The organism is Bacillus cereus group sp. MYBK95-2 (assembly GCF_051915225.1).
GTDB classification, from domain to species: Bacteria; Bacillota; Bacilli; order Bacillales; family Bacillaceae_G; genus Bacillus_A; species Bacillus_A cereus.
In genome coordinates, this window is record NZ_JBQAEH010000021.1 from 1 (window position 1) to 17,969 (window position 17,969).

Here is a 17,969-nt window from a genome sequence, read left to right on the forward strand (position 1 = left end):
GATACGTACCATTTTCAGTTTTGGCAATTTGATATGACCGTTAAGCAACATAATATTTCCGTTCACTACATTCGTTGTATAAGACTTTCTGTCTTTTTTGCTTTTGAATGTAGGGAAGTCATTTTGACCACGAAAGAAATTTTTATAGGCAGTTTGCAAGTTTAGTTGAGCATTTGCCAAAGCTAATGAATCAACTTCTTTTAACCATTCAAATTCTGCTTTGTATTTTGCAGGAGTGGGAAGCTTTTGTTTCTTGAGTTGATCCTTATCATCTTTATGTTTTTCATACGCTTCTTTCCGTTCAGCTAACATTCTGTTATACACGAAACGTACACAACCGAAGGTTTTACGCATAAGATGTGCTTGGTCTTCTGTTGGATACAAACGGAATTTATATGCTTTATTCTGCTTTGTCATATCATTTCACCTCACTTTTCACTTTGATTTTCAATATATGTTTTTACTACGTCTATTGGCGAACCACCAGTAGTTAGCAAGCAAAAACTTCTTGCCCAAAACATCTCTTTCCAAAGTTTCTTTTTCACTTGTGGAAAATCTCTTTTAATAAGTCGAGAACTTGTACTTTTATAAGCATTGATGAATTTTGTCATTTCTGTATTAGGGTGTGCCTTGAACAAAATATGAACATGGTCTACATCGTGATTCCATTCAACTAATGTGATGTTATAGTTTTCAGATAGTCGAACAAACATATCTTTTGCATAGTCTGACATATCATTATCAAACACATTTCTTCTGTATTTCACGACCAACACAAGGTGATAATACAACAAGAATACTGAATGGTTATTACTATCTAATTTCATTTATATACCAGCCTTTATCATTTATAAGACTGATTATATCAGAGGCAAAATAAAAAGGAAAACCTTTTGGCTACGCCCTTCACACGCTTGAGGAAGGAGAATTCTTTCGGGAGATTCGTTAAAGTTATACTCTTTCCCACAGCTCATAAACACTTTTCTCTACACCTGTATCGTTAATTAATTTCCACACAATTCAATTCAAATTTACATATGCTACTGTATGCTACTCATGCATCTAGATCACCTATGGGCAGGCATGATCTGAAAGTTCACTTTAAGCGCGCTATATAAGCGCTTTTTTCATACGTAAATAATCTCTACAAAATGAAATTATCATTATTATATTTCCTTCCGAATAGAATTTCCAATAAGGTTTATACTATAACTGTAACTTTAAAGTTACACAACATAACTTGTAGGGCCTAATTTTCTTTTGTACAACAAGTAGTTAGCCAATTAAGCTGGCTGCTTTGTTGTGTCAAATGAAATTTCTACTCGAATTTATACTTCACTTCTTCTATTAGCCAGAATAAAATATTACAATCATTAGCTTCAATTTGTTTCATACCAAGCACACACTTTTTTAGTGTAATAATATCCGTATGTCCAAGGTTTATAGATTTTTTGCACCAGAACCAAAAATAATTTTATTACACCATTTCATATTTACATAAAAAATCCACACTTAACTAGACTCCTATACTCACACCATCCTTTCTAGACGAGCATAAGATATACTAACGAATGAAAGGGGGTAATTTTGATGGGTTTTGGTTTTGGTGGAGGTTATGATTTCAATAGATGTGATGATCGGAGAGATCATCACCGAAAAGAAGAAAACATTAGACAGGTGAATAATAATCCAGAGTTATTACAATTCTTAAGAACATTAACTCCTGGTACTTGTATTGTTCTTCAATATGATTGTCAACCACCTACAAGTGCAACATTCCAAGGTTTTCAGGGAAACAACGTAATTATTTTATCTGATTTTGATTGTTTCCCAGGATTGGCACGTATTGCAATTAACAAAATTAACGTAATTTCTATAAATTCACCTGATTGTGATCGTTTCTGCTGTAAACGTCGCAGACATTGTAAAGAATGTAACGAACATAAACATGATCATAGAGAAGATTAATAAGTTTTAATTAAAGGAAAAATCTTTCCCTTAATTTATAAGCCAATTTGCAAGAAAAACACCTATTACAAAATAGGTGTTTTTCTTTTCTAAATTTCATTTCACTTAACTAAACATAAATAACAAACTATTCCATATATCGGACATATACTATTGTAAGGTCGGCATCCAAATGACCCAAATAAATACCCACGCCAAGAAATAAAACTACAAAATATTTCTTGGCACCTTTTACATAAAATTAATTTATTAAAAATGTACAAACATAATTAAAACTCTGCACATATAATGTATTCTACCTTTCTATTATTTTACTGCAGGGATTTATCTTATATAAATCCCTTCTTTTTTAAAATATTCAAATATTTTATTTAACCTACATAATATAATAATCCCTAAAAACAAAATAAGATAAGAGTCTTCACCCTCTTATCTTTTCCTAAAAATTCATTTGCATTATATATTATGAAATAAGGAAATTGATTAATGAATTAGTTTCTTTATCAATTGCCCAATTAGCTAATTTATTTAAAATAAAAACTACTAATTTCAACAATTGTACAAGCCATTTTGTATTACTTACATACATTAACAATGAGATGATAATCATCTTATACCCCAAAACCCTAAATTACCTGTTCGGTAACTATCTTTAAAAGATAGAAAAAAGGGCAGTTTTTAACTGTCCTTTTTTATTTTTACTAAGATACATATTTTAGAAATTAAACGCTCCTTACTAATGAATACATATATTATATGGTGCTCCAACACACTTTAAAAACAAATAAACAAAAATGGTTTCCTTCCACAAAAACATGTAGCAGTTGTGGAAATATGAAAAATATGTCATTGTCTGAGCGAGTCTATTCTTGTATATGCGGTGTAAATCTCGATAGAGATTATAACGCAGCTATCAATATCAAAAATGAAGCAATACGCCTATTAGCGTTAGCATAGATAGCAATAAAATAACCCTTGGAACAAGGGAGTTAGCTCGGCTGTCTTAGGACGAATTCGTTAGCTACCAAAAGTAACGACTAACCGAGAAGCCCCCACTTCAAACAGTCCGTTAGGACGTTAAGTGGCGGGTAGTTCACATCTAGTATCTTTTTCTTCTTATATTCTTTTTAATATATTCATAAATTTTATCCATAACAAACGTTTCATGTTCTTTCCAAATGGTTTCAGCTTCTTCCAATGTAACTACTCTTACTAATTTCTCAATTGCTGTGTCTTTAACTAAAAATGTAGCTACAGCACCTGTAGCTGTTGAATACTTATTGATAACTAAATTTATAATGTTATCAATCTCTAATACTATATCGTTATGAGAAGCCTTCTTATTTTGACTACTTTTGTTTGGTGTTTCTTTATCATCTTTCAATCGGGAATTTAAAGTGAATTCTACATAACCTATTGGAGAACTAATATCTGAACGAAATCTTATATCCTCAATTATTTCTAATACAATTTCTTTATGAGCTTCCCATTTTTTTAACACTTTAGGAAATATTTTTTCTTTACAGCGTTCTTCAAACCTTTTAATTTTTTGTTCAAATGTATTGGGCTGTTGAAATTTATCTAAATTCTTTTCAAAATGTACTAAATTGTTATCTTTCTTTTTTTGGCTATAGATAATAAATTTGATTTTTTGTACTTTCCTGCCTAATTTAATTTCTTCAAATTCAAAAGAAATATCTGTTTTTTGATTCAATTCTTTTTGAGAAGGTTTTAATACACGTTGCTTAAAATTCGCATAGTTAGGGTATATATCCATTGCATCCAAGTAATACCTTAAATTTTGAAGACTAATTGTACGTTCCTTTAAATCTTCATATTGCTTTAGTAGTTCATAAATACGTATAGCGTATGTACTTTTCAATTTAATAACATTAGCTAATCTATAGCTTGTAAACTTGTTGCTTAATTCTAATAGAAATGGCTTTAATAATGGATCGAAACGCATATCAATTGTTCCTTTATTTCTGTTGTAAATTGCTGAAGACAGCCAAGATACCTGCATCAGATCTTCTCCAGTACGAATTTCAATTACTTTTGATAGTAATTCTTTAGTAATTTTACTTAACTCCGAATATTTAGTAGATCCATTTAGATCAAGTAGATCATGAAAATGTTTAATCGAGAATGTGTAGGTTTTAAAATCCCAATCATTAGGTTGAATATTACTAGCCAAACAAAGTAATATTTTTTGTTCTACTAAATTTAAACGTGAATTCGCTTCAATTAAAGTATTTGATTTTGAAACAATATTATTTTCTTTAATCTGCAAATCTTTACTATCAGACATACCTACATACGTCCCTTCTTTCTTACCTCTACTGTTCTACTAACTATAACAAGTATATTTCCTTTGCCGCAATTTATTTTTGTTTATTCAGAAAATTACATTCTCACTATTACAGTTAACAAGCCCTTTGTTCTATATAAAAGTATTCCGAAAGTCGTTTGAATAGTAATATACTTTGTAAATATTTACATTTATAAAGTATATAACCAAATTTGTTATCTTTAGAACCGTTTTGTTATGCTTAAAATCAAATTTATTATTTTCAGAACCATTTTTGTTATAGTTAAAACTATTATCTTTAGAAATATTTTTGCTAGAGTTAAGTAACCAGATTTGTTACCTTTAAAACCATCTTTATTACAGTTAAGCAACCAAATTTGTTACCTTTAAAACCATCTTTATTACAGTTAAGCAACCAAATTTGTTACCTTTAAAACCATTTTTGTTATAGTTAAAACCAAATTTGTTACCTTTAAAACCATCTTTATTACAGTTAAGCAACCAAGTTTGTTACCTTTAAAACCATCTTTATCACAGTTAAGCAACCAAATTTGTTACCCTTAAAACCATTTTTGTTATAGTTAAAACCAAGTTTGTTACCTTTAAAACCATTTTTGTTACCGTTAAGCAACCAAATTTGTTACCTTTAAAACCATTTTTGTTATAATTAAAACCAAGTTTGTTATCTTTAGAACCACTTTTGTTATCATTAGGAGTCATACCCCCTTATATATCAAGACATTTCATGCTCTTAAAACATATAAACATATAAAATACGTAAAACAATTAATATATAACAAGCAAAAGATAAATTGTTGAATGCAAATACTTAATTTCATTTTTTAAATGAAATTTCCACATCATGAAAACAAATTTGTTATATTTGGTTTAAATAGACAAGTAAACGTCAATTAATCAAATAATTATTTTGAGAATATTTAATTAAAAATTGGGTTATATACTTTATTGAAGATTCATAAAATAAAAAAGCCCCAAAAAGGGCCTTTTGAGTTTCGAAAGAAAGGAATATCTCCTATATAATATATGCTTGTTGCAATAGAATGTGAAAAAATACATAATAGTTTTATTTGGTGGAGCAGTGAAGTAGTTTAATCAAGATGAGGGGGTAATTGAAGGTATCTATTGTGTGGAGATGCTTTTTTATGAAGATTAAGACTCTGCATCACAAACTTTTTTAAAAAAGCACCTGAATCTTTTTAAAAATAAGAAACAATCCAGATAGACACTCTCTTGACTAAAGTTAAGAGCTTTAATTCTAACGTATTAACGAAGCAGACTCTTGGATGACTGAGAGTTCGCAATCCTTTTTTTTGACGCAAGGAAATACATATAATGACGTTTTCTATAGATTATGGGTATGAATATATATTTGGTTAGCAATATTTTTAATAAGACGCCGTTTCTTTATAAAACAATGATCTGTTCCGTAATGTTATTTAGGTATTTACTTGTCTAATTGAGATACCTACGGGAATCTTTTTTATTTGTGCAATTACAATCGATTAAGTTGATTTTTGTACTCCTGCGATAACACGGGGCCTTGAAATATGAAAAGACCGCAAGGCTTTTTGAAAAAGCACTTTGCAGCCATCTGATCTCTTTTCTTTTTCAAATGAAAATCCATTGTATTCTCTTCTGATTCAAAGGTACGATATAAATATATTTATTTAACCTTAACTTTTATATATCTTTCATCAACTCTTCAAGAATTGCTTGTTGGCCTCAAGTGTACGTTTGTTGAATCCGTTTTCAAAAAGGTTTTTTACCTGTTTTATTTTGTCCATATATAAGATTAAGAAGCTGCATATATTCATTTTCTTGTCCAATGTCAAATCGGTGCCCATCAATCATTTTTCCATATACTTTTTTATTCATAATTAAAGAATGAATCGCATCTGTTAATTGATATTCACCCCCAACACCAGGTTGAAGTTTTTTTAATAAAGGAAAAATATCAGGCGTAAAAACATATCTACCAATTACTGCAAGATTAGATGGAGGATTTACTTTTGGTTTTTCTATAATATTCGTAATATCCATGTAATTCCCCTTTACAACCTTCCCTTCAATTATACCATACTTCTCTATGCACTCATCTGGTACCGTATGAATGCCTATCACACTATTTTTTGTCTCTTTATAAATACTAATTAATTGATTTAAAGCAGTTTCTTTATCCGAAACTACAATATCATCTGGTAAGAGTACAGCAAAAGGTTCATTACCAATAAATGTTTCACCTAATCTTATCGCCTCACCAAGTCCCCTCGCGTATGGCTGCCTTATATAATGGATTTGAACATTAGGAATAGCAAGCTCTTTTAACAGGTGGGCTTTTTTTTCTTTTTCTAAAAAAGCCTCCAGTTCTAATGAATAATCAAAGTAATCAACTATTAAATCCTTTCTGCTAGAAAGTACAATTAATATTTGCTCAATACCTGATTTTACAGCCTCTTCCACAATATAATGAATCGCTGGTTTATTACCTATTGGAAACATTTCTTTTGGAATTACCTTTGTAATTGGAAGGCTTCTTGTGCCGTAACCAGCGGCTGGAATAATTGCTTTTTTAATCACTAATCTCTCGCTCCCTCGAGTGTTTACAATATTAATATTCAATAACCTCCTTACCTGCGCATGACGATTCCAAAAGAGGCTTTTACCTTCTAATTACTTTCATTTCTTATATGAATAGGCCCTTTCAGTTGTCACCAATCCAACTTGTCCATCAATATACTGTAACAACTAGTACTATAGTACTAAGTTCAGAGAGGTGATTATTGTATGGATATATGTATTATAGGATCTGGTTATGTAGGAATCACATCAGCAGCAGTATTAGCAGATTTAGGTCATAATGTTATATGTGTAGATAAGGATCAAGAAAAAATTAATTCTCTCCAAAAAGGAGAATGCCCCATTTATGAACCAGATTTAAAGGAGCTTATTCACAAAAATAAAAACCGATTGCAATTCAGTTGTGATATTGATAATGCTATTCGACAATCACCCGTTATTTTTATCGCTGTAGGAACCCCTTCTACAACAAGTGGAAAGACGGATTTAAAATATATATACTCCGTCATTGACCTACTAGTTCCAACTATAACATCGTATAAAACTATTATTACCAAAAGTACAGTTCCACCAGGTACAAATCAACAATTATATGAAATACTTATTAAACGTGGGGTTTCATCGTCCTTATTCAATATTGTCTCCAATCCTGAATTTCTTCGTGAAGGCTCTGCTGTTCACGATATGCTCAATCCAGATAGAACTATTATAGGTATCCAAAAAGCTGACACAACGTCTTTTAAGATTATGCAGGATATATATAAAGGAATTAGTGCTCCTTTCCTTTGTACAGGTTTAAATGAAGCAGAGATGATTAAATATACATCTAATGTATTTTTGGCTACCAAAATATCTTTTATAAATGAAATTTCTCGAATTTGTGATGCATATAACATTGATATTGTTGAAGTGGCAAAAGGGATTGGTTATGACTTTCGAATTAATCCTCATTTTCTTCAGGCAGGGATGGGATATGGCGGATCATGCTTCCCAAAAGACTTACACTCACTCATTTATACAGCAACTGATAGGCACGTAGCAGTTCCTATTTTACAAGCTGTACAATCCATTAACTCCACACAGATAGATCTTTATATTGAAAAAATTAAAAAAGCTATAAAAGAACCCTCTTCAAAAAAAATAACGGTTTTAGGAATTGCTTTTAAACCAAATACTGATGATATTCGTAGCTCCCTTGCCGTAATACTTCTTGAAAAGTTAATTCCTCATGGCTATGATTTACATGCCTATGACCCCAAAGCTTTTCTTCCTTCACATTTAAAAAGACAAGTTACCCAGCATGGTAACCTAGAATCTGCGATTACAAATTCTGATTGTATTATTATCGCTACGGACTGGAATGAATTTAAAACACTTAATTGGAAACGAGTCAAACAAGTTATGAAGGGATGCACAATTGTGGATGGACGCAATTGCATTGAAAAGGATGAAATAGAAAAATACGGATTACAATATATTGGAGTGGGTCGTTCATGAAAATACTTGTAACAGGAGCCGCTGGTTTCATTGGCTCACATTTGTGTCAAGCGTTACTTAAAAATAGTGCATATCATGTAGTTGGAATTGATCATTTGATCGGTCCTACTCCAGCTATTTTAAAGATAGGTAATATACAATCTCTCGAATTAAATTCACGTTTTCAATTCATACGAGAAGACATTCTAAATACAGATTTATCAAAACTATTACAAGATATAGATGTTGTTTATCATCTAGCTGCTATTCCTGGTGTGAGATCAAGTTGGGGAAAAGATTTTCAGCCTTATGTTACAAATAACATAATGGTTACACAGCAGCTACTTGAAGCATGTAAACACATAAAATTAGATAAATTTATTCACATATCCACCTCTTCTGTTTATGGTGAAAAATCTGGCGCAGTTTCTGAAAATCTATTACCTACTCCTCTATCTCCATACGGGGTTACCAAATTAAGTGGTGAGCACTTATGTCATGTTTATCACAAAAATTTTCACATACCAATTGTTATCTTAAGATATTTCACAGTGTATGGGCCAAGGCAGCGTCCTGATATGGCATTTCATAGATTAATTAAACAACTGCTAGAAGATAAACCTCTCACAATATTTGGTGATGGAACACAAACACGTGATTTTACCTATATTGATGACTGTATACGAGGAACAGTGGCAGCTTTAGAGACAAAAAAAAATATAATAGGTGAAGTTATCAATATCGGTGGAAAAGAACAAGCATCCATTTTAGACATCATTTCTATGCTAGAAAAAATATCAGGGAAATCAGCAATCAAAAACTTTCTAAAATCAGTTCCTGGAGATCCGAAGCAAACATGGGCAGATATATCTAAGGCCAGTACATTACTGCAATATTCTCCAACAGTTTCTCTATCTGACGGACTGGAAGCAGAATATCATTATATAAAACAACTATACAAAGGGGATTAGTTTATGAAAATTGCATATATATGTACAGAAAAATTACCATCTCCAGCGATTAAAGGTGGAGCAATTCAAATGATGATTGATGGGGTGTCCCCCTATATAAGTCAAGATTATGAACTTACTATTTTCTCCATTTCAGATCCAAATCTTCCAAATCAAAAAACACAAGATAATATCAATTACGTGTATTTGCCTCAAAAAGATTATGAACAGCACGTTATAAGTACACTCCAAGCCAATGCCTTTGATATTATACATGTCTTTAATCGTCCTAAAAATATACCTCTATATAAACAAGCTTCTCCACACAGTAAATTTGTATTAGGTCTTCATAACGATATGTTTGCTGAACATAAGCTATCTATTTGTGAAGGCAATCTTATTATTGAAATGGTTACCGCCATTGTGACTGTTAGTAACTATATTAAACAAACTGTGATTGCGAGATTTCCACAAGCTGAAGAAAAGATTTCCATTGTCTACTCTGGTGTTAATTTAAAACAATCTCCCTCCATCTGGACACCAACAGGACAAAAGATAAGAAATACATTTCGTACAAAATACGGTATCCAAGATAAAAAAGTCATTCTATTTGTTGGCCGATTATGCAAAAATAAAGGTCCAGACTTGCTCATTCAATCTATGAAGAAGATTATTCAAACGCATAAAGATACGGTACTTGTAATTGTTGGTGGTAAATGGTTTAGTGATAACCGAGTAAATAAATATGTTAAAAGGCTATATAGATTAGCTAGACCAATTAAAGAACACGTAATTTTCACCAAATTTATTCCTGCAGATCAAATTCATAATATATTTCTAATGGGGGATATATTTATATGTAGCTCACAATGGAACGAACCATTGGCACGTGTTCATTATGAAGCAATGGCTGCTGGAATCCCAATTATTACAACTAACCGTGGGGGAAATGCAGAAGTTATAACAGATGAATATAACGGCTGCTTAGTAGAACAATATAATAATCCAATGGAGTTTGCCAGACTTGTCCAGGTTTTATTATCTCAACGCGAATTTGCACAATGGATTGCTGAAAACGGAAGAAAAATTGTGGAGGCAAACTTTACATTTAAGCATACGGCAAAAAAACTAGATCAGGTATATAAAAAAGTAGCAGAATCTACTAATCAACCTCCTAGAAATCTAATACGCCCTCTCAAAATTCTAATTGTTTGAACTACCAAGCATTTAACGTTTTGATAGGCTATTTGAATTGAGGAATTCCTAAATACAGAAACTTAACGGAGAGATCCTACTCAAGAAGATTTGGAGTTTTAACTTTTTTATTTTAATCAAAACAATTGGAACATAACTAACTAGAAATAAACATTATTGATACAACTACAATTTTCTTCCCGCACCATTTTGCTTTTTATTGAGGAAACTCGTCGGGTAAGAATGGTACGTTAATGTTTTCTCCATTTCTTTATAACTAAGACTCCGCATAGCGAAGAAACGATTAAATGCGAAAACTCCAAATGTTATTGATTAATATGGATTGCACCTCGTCTTTATGTATGTCTCCTGTATTGTACAAAATAAGATACACTAATACCTGCCGCTATTCAATACTTTCCTAAATTCAGTACTTCACATCTTTATATTTTTGAGGAGAGAGCCTTCTATCGAAAAAATAAATACGTGTATTTGATTTGAACTACTCACCACTTAACGTCCTTACGGACTGTTTGAAGTGGGAGATTCCTGCGAACACCGATGTATCCACCGGTAATCTTAGCAGGCTCTACCCGTAGTCCCTACGGTGAAAACAAAAGTATCTTGTACATTGATTCATCACGATTCCTACTATTGCTTGGTTTTCACAACTTCAGCAAACGTGGGTGAAAGAACGTTGAAGATTTTACGGTTGCAACGTTTTTCTGCAACCAACCCCATATCTTCAGTTTTCAAAGAGCAATCTGTACAAATATATGGTAGCAAACATGTTGGCTTATGCCAACCAACATTCATCTCCCACCTAAAATTGATGTTTCACACCTTCACATTTTTGAGGAAGGAGTCTTCTGTCGGAAAACGATAAAGGCGGTCTATTATGTATATATTAAAGAACAAAAAACGCTTGGAGAACCAAGCGTATTTTAGTGCTAATTATTTTAAGCGTCTTCTTCTTCACCATCGTCATCTTCTTCTTCGTCTTCTTCGTCTTCTTCTTCGTCTTCTTCGTCTTCGTCTTCTTCTTCGTCTTCTTCTTCTTCTTCTTCGTCTTCTTCGTCTTCTTCTTCGTCTTCTTCTTCGTCTTCGTCTTCTTCGTCTTCTTCGTCTTCTTCGTCTTCTTCGTCTTCTTCGTCTTCTTCGTCTTCTTCGTCTTCTCCGTCTTCTCCGTCTTCTTCGTCTTCTTCGTCTTCTTCGTCTTCTTCGTCTTCTTCATCTTCTTCTTCGTCTTCTTCATCTTCTTCATCTTCTTCATCTTCTTCTTCTTCGTCTTCGTCTTCTTCTTCGTCTTCTTCTTCGTCTTCGTCTTCTTCCTCGTCTTCGTCTTCTTCCTCTTCTTCTTCTTCTTCTTCTTCTTCTTCGTCTGTAAAAATTACTTCTGTTTCATCAACATATTGAATTTCGACCTCGACACCATTATGTGTACCAGATTGAATTATTTCAGCTAGAGCTTTTAAAACTTCCTGTAAATCACCATCTGAATTAACACTAAAGCCATTCTCAACATCTAATTTTATTTTTGCTCTTTTTACATCAGCCATTTACCTAACTCCTTCAATATATTTTTATATATACTATGTTGAAAGAATATGAAAAGATTAATCTATTTGCGGAAATTTCATTATTCATTTTCCTTAGCATTCTTTACTAAATTTGCTATCCATGGGCTTTTTAATGGATAATCGGGAGTAATAACTTTGACTTTTACTTTCGGCTTTTCTATTTGAGTTGGAATGGCCTCATTTTTTTCTGTTTTTTGTTCTTCTGTTTCTATTGTATTTTGGGTCTCTTCATCTTTTTCTTCCTCAATTGTTATAGTTTTTTGTAGAGATTTCTCTTCTTGTTCTATTGTTTTCTTCTTTTTCTTCTTCTTTTTCCTCTTCTTCTGAATCTCTTCGGCTTTTACTTCTTTTTCTTCTTTTACTTCATCAATTACTGTAGTTTTTTGTGGAGATTTCTCTTCTGAATCTAGCAATCCGATTTTGGGTAACTCCTCTAATTCTACTTCCTCAATGATTGCTAAATTCTCTAGCACCGAAGATTCATTTAGTACAATATTTTTTTGCTGTTCATACTCTGACAATTCCCATCCCATTGGCCCTGGTGGAGAAAACACAAATTTCTCTAAATCTAAAATAGGGATTACAATCTCTTCTTGTTCTGAATTCATTTTATTTCCCTCCGCTATTGCTCTTGATTTCGTGATAAATATCAGAAAAACTTTGTAAAAATTCTTCCTTAGAGTCTTCAAGTGCAATAATATTTTGCAATGCCCAAATATACTTTTCATCAGACCAAGAACGCTTTTGTCCTAAATAGTATTTATGTGCGATTGCACAGAATAAGTGAGGGAACGATAAATCAGTCCATAGAACACGAAATTGTTTTTCTGATAAGGAATTTTCCGAATCATATGCACTCAACATATGAATTGCTAAATTAGTATCCCAAACTGACATTTTTTTCATCACTTTATTTAAAATAATACGTAGATCCCTTACGGGTAAATCACTTGTAATGGAATGTAGCTCTTTCATGAACACGGCATCATCTATTTCTGCAAACCTTGCTAAAGTAAAATCTTGCTGACAAAAACTATTAGATGCAATAACTTCTTTTGTCCATTGGTCAAAATATGGATCATCTATTTCTTGTAATGCTCTCTTACCACGTGCTAACATCTTATCGACGTACTCTAAAAACATCGTTGAAAATACATCCTCTGGAAAGGAGAGTGCAATTCTTTTGTTTCCTTCTAATTCTTGTAATTTCCATCTGTATAATTTATGCCATTTTCCTAATCGACTCCGAATTTTACTTTCTTGCATCGGAATATAGCCTTCTGATGCTTGATGAAATTTACCCGCATATATGAGTACCTTCTCTAATTGTTCTTTATTATAATATATGACTTCTTTCCCTTGATGCTTATCATATAATACATACGCATACTCATCAGATCCAATACAAAATCCTCCTCTTTTTGTTTTATGAATGTTTGTAATTGGTAATCCATTTTGAAGGAGATGTAAATGTGCCCCAGCAATAAACAGCATCCTTTTTGGATGCATATGTGCTTGTTTTAATATTTTTAATCCTTCTTCTGTTTCAACTTCCCACATTGTTCTCCCACTTCTGCTTGATTGTAAAATGATATTACTTACTTCAAATGGATAAAAGCTAAGGACCTTTTTTAAATGCTCACTTTCTAATCCAGTTGTTTCTTCCAACTTTCTTCACCCTCCTCTTAAATTTTATAAAACTTCCTCATACACTCTCATTAAATCCATAGCAACTCGGTTCCAATTAAATTCTTTTTCGACCTTCGCACGTCCATATTTCCCTATTTGTTTTCTTTTATTTTCGTTATTTAATAGATTAATTATTTTTTCTGCATATGCATCCGGATTCTCAAAGTCATTGACAATATACCCATTTTTTCCTTCTTCAATAACTTCAGGATTACCACCTCGATTACTTGTGATAATTGGTAAACCCGCTGCCATTGCTTCATAATGCACCCTAGCAAGAGGCTCTTGCCACTGTGAAGAGCAAACAAAAATATCTGACATAGCATAAAGTGTTGATATATCCTTTGGCTTAACAAATTTAATAAATACTACATGTTCTGGAAACATTGCACCTAAAGTATATAAATGTTTTACATAATTATTTACATTGTTATCTCCAAACCATTTTGAGCCAATAAAAACCATTACAATGTCTGGATTCTTCTCAATTATTTTAGGCAGAGCCTGTAGCAAAATATGAGGACCTTTTACTTTACTCAAGCGTCCAACAAACAAAACTATTTTTTTATTTTGCAAATTCAACTGTTTTTGAACATGATTTTTAACTTTTGTACCATTAGCGGTCCACGAAGGATAATATTCATTTACATCTACACCAGAATATACTGTTCTTGTCTTTGCTTTTGCAGTTTGAAAGCGCGAGGTAATTGTCTTTCCGATATAATCACTAACCGTTACAATTTGGGAAACACCAGCAATACACGCTTCACCCTCTTTATCACTTATCTTTTCGTACGCAAACATTTCATTATGCACACTTAACACGAATTTGGTCTGTGGTGCTGCCTCACGTAAAATTGCAATCCAATTGGGACGATTACATAAATGAACCACATCATATTTTTCCTGTTTCAAATGTTTAATAACATCAGGCAGATACTCCTCTTCTGGAAAACGTATATACCTTACACCTTTGTTTTTTTCTTCTGATTTCAAATTAGGATCTGTTATAGAAATAACTGTCACATTTTTTCCATTTGAAGCAATAATGGAAGCAACAGAATCTATATAAATTTGAATAGCTCCACCCCGTACAGCTGGTACAGGTAGCTTTTCAGTGGATATTATCGCAATTTTCATTAAATCGCCTCCCTGTTTCATAAAATACAACTTTCTTCATATGTTACGAAGGAACCCTTATATTTGTGAGTTATCAAGCATTATTTCATCTTTTATAATTGAAGCTAATTAGTACTTTTTCTTCTTAAAGGCAAATGGCTAGAGCAAAAATGGTCATATACCATACAGTAATAAGAGAGTATAAAAGGATGGTGGTATATGTGGAGAATCATAATGAAGAAGCGGTGTATACATTATCGCCCGAAGAGGAGCAAAAATTAGTAGCATTGGCAGAGACAATGATTCAACATTGGGACATTCAAGCGACTACAATTGAATTAATACAAGGTGGACAACTAGCCTTAGTATGGAAAATTCATACTGCAGATGGACCATTTTGCTTAAAGAGAATTCATCGCCCTGAAAAAAAAGCTTTATTTTCTATTCACGCTCAAGATTATCTTGCAAAAAAAGGCATGCGTGTACCGAGCATAATTCCAAGCAAAGTGAATCAGTTATATACAAAACACGGTCCATTTTTATTTGTTGTTTATGAATGGATTGAGGGAAGACCATTTGAGCTTACAATGCAAGAAGACCTTGAAATGATTATGAAAGGGTTAGCAGATTTTCATGTAGCTTCTATTGGCTACAAACCGCCACCAGGCATACCTATCTTTACAAAACTGGGACGTTGGCCCAATCATTACATTAAAAGATTTCAACAGATGGAGATTTGGAAAACTTTATCCGCAACTATGCCGGATGACCCATTCTCACAATTGTACTTGACTGAAATCGACGCTTTCATTTCAGAAGCAAAACACACACACCAAAGACTATTGGAATCTGAATATACAAAATGGACTGATGAATTAAAAGAATTCCCTAATTTATGTCATCAAGATTATGGAACAGGAAATTCCTTATTAGATCCAAGTAATCAAATTTGGGTAATTGATTTAGATACAGTTTCTTACGATCTCCCTATTCGAGACTTGCGTAAAATGATTATTCCTCTCCTAGATACAACTGGTGTTTGGAATGCAGATCAATTTCAAATTATGATTAACGCATATGAGTCAGTTTCCCCTTTAACAGCTGAGCAGAAGAAAATTATGTTTATTGATATGTTATTTCCTTACGAATTGTATGATGTGATTCGTGAAAAATACGTCAGAAAATCACCATTACTTGCTGAAGAACTTGCTGGAGCTATGGAATATGAAAGGATAAAGTCAAAAGCTTTAAATATGTTAATAGAGGAATTTTAATACTCAATACAAACCGTTTTGGTGCAAAGGTTACTGTTATTTTTTTCCGACAGAAGGCCGTTTCTCGAAAATGTGCAGGCGTGAAACACCAATTTTAGGTGGAAGATAAATGTCGGTAGGCATAAGTCTACGTTTTTCGTTTTTACTAGAAGCAAGAATAAAAGGCCTTAATTGCGAGAACCATTGTTTGAAGTTGTTTTGTATTTAATCGTTTTCTTGCTATATGGAATCATACTTATAAAAAAGCGGGGAAAAGGTTAACGTATCATTTTTCACTGACGAGCTTACTCAATATAAAAAGAAAATGGTACGGGAAGCAAGATGTAATTATATCAAAAACGTTTATTTTTAGTCAGCTATGTTCGAATTACATTCACCAATATAAAGACGTTAAAAATCTTAATCTTCTTGAGTGTGATTGCCCTTATTGTAGTACACAAAACGATAGATATGTTAACGCAGAACTAAATCTTAGAAACGAAGCTATCCCTCTCTTAACACAGGGATAGCTTTAATTGATTAGAAATATTAGGGAGTTAAGTGAAGATTGTTTCAGCAAGGTTCTGTAACAAGGATCATTTAATAAAGACATAGAACTTACACGGGCTGTTCAATTCAAAATTATAATACACCTACCTCCGAACAAAATATGTACAAGCTGACTTTATTTAATGCAGGCCCCTTTAAAAGGAGTTTGTAGAATAGCCTCTTTATTATAATATTTTTAACAACTCCTTGTATGCAAATGAAAAGAGCATCCACAATTGTTAGATGCTCCTATATAAAGTGGTTTCTCACCACATTCCAGTATATGCTTGTCCTTCTCAAAAGGTGTAAACAAAAAACAACTTACTTAAGCGCCTTCTCAATATATAGGAGATAATTCTAAAGTATATATTAATATTTCTCGATGTTACGTCTATTCTATATTTGAAATTACTTAATATGCATAGATGTAACACTCTCAGCGCTCAAGGAGCAAGGAATGTCAATCTAAAACATATTGGAATTAACAAGAAAAAAGATAATATTCTTGATACATTGTTTATTTAATTTTTCTATATAATATAAAGCAATTTTAAAATTACATGTTACTCTACTATTTTTTGCATTTTAATGAGAAATTTATTCTACATCACTAATTGCTTAAATAGATTCAAGTCTAAGATTAATTTTGTTCGGAAAACGTATAGTATTATCGGTTGAATTACTTGTTACTTCTACATTTGGTCCAATAACAATAACTAAATTTCATCTCACAATCATTATAATGCCTTTGATATGGATTCCTTCTAAAAATAATACAGTACGTAAATGAAGCAACTGATAAGCCTATAACAGTTCTCTAATGTTTTTTGTTACTTCTGCAAAATTATCGCTAGAACTATTCACTCTGTATGATAAGAATAATATTTCTTTAACTCTAAAGCGGCATTAGAGGGACAATTTTGCTTTTAATAAAACATCAGAAGATTTTTCTGACTCTAATAAAGTATCAAAACATCTTCTGATTTAAATGAGGCAATAAGAGGAATCTAATTCATATCAAACAATCAAATTTACATTTATCATTATCAGAATTAAAACAAAACTGCTCCACCATTTGATTGCTTTCTACTTCCACGCCTTCTCCATTACCGCGAAGAAGACTATTGAAAATAATTTATAAAAAATTCTTATTAAATAAATTTCATATCTAAATAAAAATCCACACTTAACTAGACTCCTATACTCACACCATCCTTTCTAGACGAGCATAAGATATACTGACGAACGAAAGGGGGTAATTTTATGGGTTTTGGTTTTGGTGGAG

The 17,969-nt window shown here is 32.2% G+C and carries 16 protein-coding genes and 1 pseudogene; 6 read left to right on the top strand and 11 right to left on the bottom strand.

Going from position 1 to position 17,969, the window contains the following annotated elements; translation table 11 throughout:
• Together ACTFN4_RS29835 and tnpA are read right to left on the bottom strand one after the other, a co-directional pair.
• The coding region (locus ACTFN4_RS29835) for an RNA-guided endonuclease TnpB family protein (RefSeq protein ID WP_439963297.1) at positions 1-417 on the bottom strand (417 nt) is incomplete at its 3' end.
• 11 nt (positions 418-428) lie between these two features.
• Positions 429-827: an IS200/IS605 family transposase gene (gene tnpA / locus ACTFN4_RS29840; protein ID WP_439963299.1), complete on the bottom strand. Its 399-nt coding sequence runs from the start codon at positions 825-827 to the stop codon at positions 429-431.
• 763 nt (positions 828-1,590) lie between these two features.
• Between tnpA and ACTFN4_RS29845 the strand changes: the two genes are divergently transcribed.
• Positions 1,591-1,968, top strand: a complete 378-nt coding sequence (locus tag ACTFN4_RS29845) for a hypothetical protein (RefSeq protein ID WP_098282273.1) — start codon at positions 1,591-1,593, stop codon at positions 1,966-1,968.
• A gap of 463 nt (positions 1,969-2,431) precedes the next feature.
• Here the strand turns inward: ACTFN4_RS29845 and ACTFN4_RS29850 are convergent, their stop codons facing one another.
• The gene (locus ACTFN4_RS29850) at positions 2,432-2,578 is read right to left on the bottom strand and encodes a hypothetical protein (RefSeq protein WP_176535783.1); all 147 of its coding nucleotides are present in this window, start codon (positions 2,576-2,578) and stop codon (positions 2,432-2,434) included.
• 149 nt (positions 2,579-2,727) lie between these two features.
• Between ACTFN4_RS29850 and ACTFN4_RS29855 the strand changes: the two genes are divergently transcribed.
• A complete protein-coding gene (locus ACTFN4_RS29855; RefSeq protein WP_409532439.1) occupies positions 2,728-2,925 on the top strand; it encodes a zinc ribbon domain-containing protein in 198 nt (65 codons plus the stop codon).
• Positions 2,926-3,067: 142 nt separating this feature from the next.
• Here the strand turns inward: ACTFN4_RS29855 and ACTFN4_RS29860 are convergent, their stop codons facing one another.
• The 4 genes and pseudogenes from ACTFN4_RS29860 to ACTFN4_RS29875 form a co-directional block, all read right to left on the bottom strand.
• The gene (locus ACTFN4_RS29860; RefSeq protein WP_439963301.1) at positions 3,068-4,276 is read right to left on the bottom strand and encodes a replication initiation protein; all 1,209 of its coding nucleotides are present in this window, start codon (positions 4,274-4,276) and stop codon (positions 3,068-3,070) included.
• Positions 4,277-4,813: 537 nt separating this feature from the next.
• A complete protein-coding gene (locus tag ACTFN4_RS29865) occupies positions 4,814-4,996 on the bottom strand; it encodes a hypothetical protein (RefSeq protein WP_439963303.1) in 183 nt (60 codons plus the stop codon).
• Positions 4,997-5,819: 823 nt separating this feature from the next.
• Positions 5,820-5,999: pseudogene (locus ACTFN4_RS29870) on the bottom strand (DDE-type integrase/transposase/recombinase); the annotation flags it as partial.
• Between the two features lie 47 nt (positions 6,000-6,046).
• Positions 6,047-6,874, bottom strand: coding sequence for a UTP--glucose-1-phosphate uridylyltransferase (locus ACTFN4_RS29875; RefSeq protein WP_098853046.1), 828 nt, complete (start codon positions 6,872-6,874; stop codon positions 6,047-6,049).
• 207 nt (positions 6,875-7,081) lie between these two features.
• Between ACTFN4_RS29875 and ACTFN4_RS29880 the strand changes: the two genes are divergently transcribed.
• The 3 genes from ACTFN4_RS29880 to ACTFN4_RS29890 are packed head-to-tail and all read left to right on the top strand — an operon-like array spanning position 7,082 to position 10,515.
• On the top strand, positions 7,082-8,371 hold the full coding sequence (locus ACTFN4_RS29880) for a UDP-glucose dehydrogenase family protein (protein ID WP_098853043.1): 1,290 nt from the start codon (positions 7,082-7,084) through the stop codon (positions 8,369-8,371).
• Positions 8,368-9,321, top strand: coding sequence for an NAD-dependent epimerase/dehydratase family protein (locus tag ACTFN4_RS29885; protein WP_439963305.1), 954 nt, complete (start codon positions 8,368-8,370; stop codon positions 9,319-9,321). The genes ACTFN4_RS29880 and ACTFN4_RS29885 overlap by 4 nt, the downstream gene beginning before the upstream one ends.
• Before the next feature lie 3 nt (positions 9,322-9,324).
• Positions 9,325-10,515: a glycosyltransferase family 4 protein gene (locus ACTFN4_RS29890; RefSeq protein ID WP_439963307.1), complete on the top strand. Its 1,191-nt coding sequence runs from the start codon at positions 9,325-9,327 to the stop codon at positions 10,513-10,515.
• Between the two features lie 938 nt (positions 10,516-11,453).
• Here the strand turns inward: ACTFN4_RS29890 and ACTFN4_RS29895 are convergent.
• The 4 genes from ACTFN4_RS29895 to ACTFN4_RS29910 form a co-directional block, all read right to left on the bottom strand.
• Positions 11,454-12,053: an AAA family ATPase gene (locus tag ACTFN4_RS29895; RefSeq protein WP_439963308.1), complete on the bottom strand. Its 600-nt coding sequence runs from the start codon at positions 12,051-12,053 to the stop codon at positions 11,454-11,456.
• Between the two features lie 80 nt (positions 12,054-12,133).
• Positions 12,134-12,682 carry a hypothetical protein gene (locus tag ACTFN4_RS29900; protein WP_439963310.1) on the bottom strand — a complete coding sequence of 183 codons (549 nt, stop codon included), beginning with the start codon at positions 12,680-12,682 and terminating at the stop codon, positions 12,134-12,136.
• Position 12,683: 1 nt separating this feature from the next.
• Positions 12,684-13,742 (bottom strand): spore coat putative kinase CotS, encoded by a 1,059-nt coding sequence (cotS, locus tag ACTFN4_RS29905; RefSeq protein ID WP_070183924.1) that lies wholly within the window; start codon positions 13,740-13,742, stop codon positions 12,684-12,686.
• A 24-nt stretch (positions 13,743-13,766) separates the two neighbouring features.
• Complete coding sequence (locus ACTFN4_RS29910; protein ID WP_070183923.1) at positions 13,767-14,903, bottom strand: glycosyltransferase family 4 protein; 1,137 nt, start codon at positions 14,901-14,903, stop codon at positions 13,767-13,769.
• Positions 14,904-15,052: 149 nt separating this feature from the next.
• Between ACTFN4_RS29910 and ACTFN4_RS29915 the strand changes: the two genes are divergently transcribed.
• Complete coding sequence (locus ACTFN4_RS29915; RefSeq protein WP_439963311.1) at positions 15,053-16,156, top strand: CotS family spore coat protein; 1,104 nt, start codon at positions 15,053-15,055, stop codon at positions 16,154-16,156.
• Positions 16,157-17,969 lie beyond the last annotated feature (1,813 nt).